At 71.5% G+C, this 4565-nt stretch carries 3 protein-coding genes; all 3 read right to left on the bottom strand.

What is annotated here, in order from left to right:
• Nucleotides 1-350: helix-turn-helix transcriptional regulator (locus tag I55_RS32835; RefSeq protein WP_148293610.1), on the bottom strand; the 350-nt coding region annotated here is incomplete at its 3' end.
• A 142-nt stretch (nt 351-492) separates the two neighbouring features.
• Nucleotides 493-2988: a winged helix-turn-helix domain-containing protein gene (locus I55_RS38970; RefSeq protein ID WP_044559817.1), complete on the bottom strand. Its 2496-nt coding sequence runs from the start codon at nt 2986-2988 to the stop codon at nt 493-495.
• 71 nt (nt 2989-3059) lie between these two features.
• On the bottom strand, nt 3060-4565 hold a 1506-nt coding region (locus I55_RS07125; RefSeq protein WP_211100304.1), incomplete at its 5' end, for an MFS transporter.

Here is a 4565-nt window from a genome sequence, read left to right as displayed (position 1 = left end):
GGCGACATGCCGAAGGTCTGGCGGAAGGCGGTGCAGAAATGGCTGGTGCTCAGCTTGGCCTCGGTCGCCAGCTCCTCATTGCTCAGCGCGCCGTCCAGGCGGCGCTCGACCAGGGCCGCCACGCGGCGCGCCTGCCAGGGCGCCAGGCCGCCGCGGGGCGCCTCCGCCGGGGCGCGGTTCAGCAGCAGGTCACGCACCTTGACGATGCGGTCGCGGGCCTGGGCCACGTCATGCTCCACGGCCTGCGCCGCCTCTTCCAGCAGGCGGGTGACGATGGCCAGGTGGTTGGCCGGGGGAAGGCCGGCCAGCGCATCGAAAGCGTTCAGGGTGGCGGCAGGGGCGGTCATCATATCCTCCATCCGGGTTAGGTGCCCCCGTGGCGCTTGCCGATGAGGGACCGTCGATGGAGGCAGTGTCGGCCGGATGACCGCCAGGTGGGGAGTTAAGCGATGTGAAGCGTTGGGTAGCGGGGGCTGTCGTTAAACGTGGCTGTTAAGCAACGGCGTTAAGCAGGGGGCCGTGCCAGCCGGCGGTGGGTTCGGGCCGGGCCGCGACCGTGCCTTTCGCCAGCGGGCAGCCGGCGACCGCGAACATCTCCACCTGCATGGCGCTGGGGTTGACCGGTGGCGACACCGGCCGGCCGATGGCGTGGCCATAGCCGTGGACGAAGGCGTGCCAGTGGTCCAGGGCGTGGCGGGTGGTGCGCTGCGCCAGCAGGTCGATCCAGGCGCCGGCCAGGTCCGTCTCCCCGGCGGCGATGGCCACGGGGATGCAGCCAATGGCCAGCCCATAGCAGATGGACAGGGCGTGGTCGGTGCCCACCGCGTCCTCCGCGCACAGCCGGGCCAGCTCCAGCGCGCCGTCCCTGTCGCCCAGCTGCCATTGCAGCCGCATCAGCAGGCTCAGGGCCGCGACCTTGCCATCGACCTGGGCGTGGTTGGCGTGATTGACCCGCACGGGATCGGCGTCGGCGGCGATGACCGCCTGCAGCAGTTCCAACGCCGGGGCGTGGTCGCCCATGAAATGGTGTGACAGCGCCCGCATGTGCATGGCGGTCTGGCGGTCGGCCAGGCCGGCGTCGGGACCGATCCGGCCGGTGAACGCTTCCGCCAATGCCAGGCTTTCCGCATAGTCGCCGGCCAGGATGCGGTGGGCCCACACCCCCCACAGGGCACGACGGGCCAGGCCCTCGTCCCCGATGTCTTCGGCGATGGCCAGGGCCCGCTGGAAGGCCAGGCCCATTTCGGGCACCGGCCCCCGGGTATGCCACAGGGCGTGGCCGTAGGCGGCCAGCAGTTCCACATGCTGCGCCGGTTGGACGGTGCCCGCGCGGCCCTGGTCCAGCACCGCCAGGACGCGCTCCGCCCGGCCCAGGAACTCCTGGGCCAGCGACAAGTGGAACCACAGGGACGCGCTGGCGACGATCAGGCCCAGGCCCAGGCCGGCGTCGCCGTCCTCCCCCACCGCCCAGTCCAGGGCGCCGCGGATGTCGTCGATGCGGCGGCTGTGGATGGCCAGCCATTCACGCGGCGCCTTGCCTTCCCACGCCGCCTGCGCATCGGTGAAGAGGGAGGCCATGTGCCGCGCGTGGGCGGCGCGGATGCGGCCATCCATGCCGGTGTCGATCAGGCGCTCATGCCCGTAATAGCGGGTGGTGTCCAGCAGGCGGTAACGCATGCCGGCCGCCTCCCGGCCGCTGACCACCAGCGACTTGGCCACCAGGTCGGCCAGACCGTCCAGCACGTCGATCTCGTCACCGCCGGTCAGCCCGCGAGCGTCCGCCGCGTCGAAGCCCGCGCGGAAGACCGACAGGCTGATCAGCAGTTCCTTTTCCTCCGGCGCCAGCAGCTCATAGCTCCAGTCCAATGCCGCGCGCAGGGTGCGATGGCGGGGTAGGGCGGTGCGCCGTCCCCGGGTCAGCAGGTTCAGCCGGTCGTGCAGGCGGCCGGCCAGTTCCGGCAGGTCCATCAGGTCGACGCGGGCGGCGGCCAGCTCGATGGCCAGGGGGATGCCGTCCAGGCGGCGGCAGATTTCCGCCAGGGCCGGGGCCGTCGCGTCATCGACGGCGAAGTCCGACCGCACCGCCCGTGCCCGCTCGAAGAACAGGGCGGCGGCGGGGTAGGCCAGCACCGAGGCGGCGTCCTGGGCCTGGCCATCGGGAATGGGCAGGGCCGGCAGGCGGTGCACCCATTCACCAGCCGCGCGCAGCGGCTCCCGGCTGGTGGCCAGGATCAGCAGGCCGGGGGCGGCGTGCAGCAGCCGTTCCGCCACATCGGCCACGGCCTCCACCAAATGCTCGCAATTGTCCAGCAACAGCAGGGTGGGGACGGCGTTCAGGGCGGCCACGACGGCGGCGACGCTGTCGGCGCCGGTGGCTGGCAGGCCCAGGGCGGTGGCCAGCGTGCCCTCAACCCAGGCAGGGTCGGATACCGGTGCGAAGTCGACGAAGCGCACCGTCACCTCCTGGCGACGCGCCAGTTCCGCCGCTGTGGCCAGCGCCACCGAGGTCTTGCCGATACCGCCCGGCCCGGCCAGGGTCAGGAAGCGCCGCTCCGGCAGCTCATCGGCCAGGGTGGCCACGACCTCCGCCCGGCCCAGCAGGCGTACCAGGGGGCGGGGCGGGGGTGATTCCGCCGCTGGCCGGGTGGGCGCCGCCACCGGGGCCTGGGCTTGGGACATGCGGGCGACGGGCAGGGTCAGGCGATAGCCGCGCCCGGCCTCGTTCACCACCAGACCATCATCGCCCAGGGCCTTGCGCAGGCCCGACAGGTGCACGCGCACGGCACTTTCGTCAATGGCCTGGCCCGGCCAGACCTCGGCCAGCAGGCGGTCGCGAGTCACCAGTTCGCCACCGGCGGCGGCCAGGACGGCCAGCAGGTTGGCGGCGCGGCCGCCCAGCTTGACCGGCTGCCCGCCCTTGGCCAGCGTCATCTGCGGCACGTCGAAGACGAAGGTGCCGAAGCTATAGCGCACGCCCTGACCACTCATCGCCCCATTACCCGCGTGTCCATGATCACCCTTCCATTCCCCGATCTTCTATGCGGCCGGCCGGGCTGGCTTCAAGCCTTGGCCGGTGGCGGCCGCAGCCAGGCGGCCAAGACGACGCAGGCCAGCGCCCCGGTCGCCGCCGCCGCGAACCCGTCGATATACGCCAGGACGGAGGCTTGCCGGGCCACGGCGCCGGCCAGCAGCTTGGCGGCGCCGGCCGCCGTGTCGCTTCCATGGCCGGTCAGCGCCCCCTGGTAGCGCGCCAGGCGGTCGGCGGTGGCGCCGGCCAGCAGGTCGACGTGCAGGCCCAGCAGGTTGGAATGCACCTGTTCGCGCATCCGCACGAAGGTTTGCATGAACGCCACGCCGATCTCCCCACCGAACAGGCGGGCGGTCTGCATCAGCGCGCCGATTGAGATGGCGTCGGCCGGGGTGATGTTGCGCACCACCAGCACCACCAGGGCGGTCAGCGCCAGGCACTGCCCCACCGCCTGCAGACCTTGGGAGGGCAGGAAGTCCCAGGTGGCCCACTGGCTGGTCAGGGTGGTGGCCTGCAGGCAGGCGACGGCGATCAGCAAGGCCCCCGCCGCCAGCACCCAGCGCCCGTCCACCCGTGCCAGCAGGGCGGCCAGCGGCAGGATCAGGGCGAACTGCGGCAGGGCGATGAACAGCAGCACCGGCCCCACCTGCAGTTCCCGGAAGTCCTGAACCGTCTGCAGGTACAGCGGAATGATGTAGGCGGTGGACAGGATGATGAAGCGGAAACCCGCCAGCAGCAGCATCAGCAGCAGCAGGTTGCCGCGCATCATCAGCCGCAGGTTCAGGAAGGGATGGTGGCTGAACGCCAATTCCCGCACCACGAACAGGGCGGTGACCAGCCCGCCCGCCGCCAGCAGTCCCACCACCAGGCCGCTGCCCGTCCAGTCCAGCCGGTTGCCCTGGTCCAGGCCGGCGTACAGCAGGCCGAAGCCGACGGCGGCATAGGCCACGCCGGGCCAGTCGTGCTGCTTCAGCAGGGTGGTGTTCAGCGGTTCGCGGGGGACCCCGATCCAGACGCACAGGAACATGACGGGCAGGATCAGGCAGTACTGCCAGTTCAGCCAGGCGATGGACCAGTTCTCCGCGTACCACCCTTCCAGCGCTGCCCCGATGTTCTGCGAGAACTCCGAATTCATGGCGTAGGCGGCCAGGCCGTACAGCAACAGCCGGCCCGGCAGGTTCAGCACGATGAAGCGGATGGTCAGCGGGATGAAGGTGCCGGCCCCCAGGCCCGACAGGAACTGCATGGCCAGATAGGCCGACAGGTTGGGCGACAGCGGCGCCAGCAGGCTGGCCAGGAAGAACAGGCCGATGCCGGCGAACAGCACACGCCGGGCGCCGAACACGATGCCCAGATAGGGGCTGGCCACCCCCACCACCATCTGGCCCACGCCGTAGGCGGGGGTGATCCAGGCCCCGTCGTCGAAGCCGGCATGCAGCGCGCCGCGCAGATCCGCCAGGCCGGAGGTGCTGGCCCGGAACCCAGGGTGGAGGCCAGGGCCCCCAGCAGCACCCCCAGAATGCGACATAGCCCTGGC

It is taken from the genome of Azospirillum sp. B4, from assembly GCF_000333275.1.
In the GTDB taxonomy this organism is placed as follows: Bacteria; Pseudomonadota; Alphaproteobacteria; order Azospirillales; family Azospirillaceae; genus Nitrospirillum.
Note: the sequence above shows the minus strand (reverse complement) of the source record. Positions and strands in the feature narration are given on the sequence as shown.